Source organism: Salipiger sp. HF18 (genome assembly GCF_011806505.1).
Lineage (GTDB): Bacteria > Pseudomonadota > Alphaproteobacteria > Rhodobacterales > Rhodobacteraceae > Salipiger > Salipiger thiooxidans.
In genome coordinates this window covers 1-965 of record NZ_JAATOS010000853.1, presented here as the reverse complement: position 1 = coordinate 965, position 965 = coordinate 1, and the positions used below count along the sequence as shown (strand labels likewise).

1 protein-coding gene is annotated in these 965 nt (G+C 69.3%); it reads left to right on the top strand.

What is annotated here, in order from left to right; all coding sequences use genetic code 11:
* A partial coding sequence (locus HC022_RS27515) for a molybdopterin-dependent oxidoreductase (protein ID WP_167454490.1) occupies positions 1-965 on the top strand: 965 nt, incomplete at both ends.

Below are 965 nucleotides of genomic sequence, written 5' to 3'. Positions count from 1 at the left end.
ACCGAGGTGGCGGGCATCACCCAGATGGGCCAGACCGGCCGCGGCGAGGATGCCGAGATCACCAGCTACCTGAACCAGACGCTGGATTCGAACCTGCAGGGCAACATCATCGACCTCTGCCCGGTGGGGGCGCTGGTCTCCAAGCCCTATGCCTTCACCGCCCGCCCGTGGGAGCTGACCAAGACCGAGAGCATCGACGTCATGGACGCCATGGGCTCGAACATCCGCGTCGACACCAAGGGCCGCGAAGTGATGCGCTTCCTGCCGCGCAACCACGACGGCATCAACGAGGAGTGGATCTCGGACAAGACCCGCTTCGTCTGGGACGGCCTGCGACGCCAGCGTCTCGACCGTCCCTACATCCGCGTCGACGGCAAGCTGAAGCCCGCCACCTGGCCCGAGGCGCTGACGAAGGTCGCGGCGGCACTCAAGGGCGCGTCGAAACCGGTGGGGCTGGTGGGCGATCTCGCCCCGGTCGAGGCCGCGTTCTCGCTCAAGACCATCACCGAGGGCCTGGGCGGCTCGGTCGAGTGCCGCACCGACGGTGCCAAGCTGCCCGCGGGCAACCGCGCGGGCTATGTCGGCAACGCCACCATCGAGGACATCGACACCGCGCAGTTCATCCAGCTGATCGGCGCCAATCCGCGTGACGAGGCGCCGGTGCTGAACGCCCGCATCCGCAAGGCCTGGCTGCATGGCGCCAAGGTCGGGCTGGTGGGCGAGGCGGTCGACCTCACCTACGATTACGCCCATGTGGGCGCCGACCGCGCCGCGCTGTCGTCGCTGCTCGACAAGGAGTACGACTCGGTGCTCGAGGCGCCGTCGGTGGTCATCGTGGGGCAGGGCGCGCTGCAGGAGGCCGATGGCGCCGCCGTGCTCGCCGCCGCGATGAAGCTGGCCGAGGACACCCGGAGCAAGTTCATGGTGCTGCACACCGCCGCCGCCCGCGTGGGCGCGATGGATGC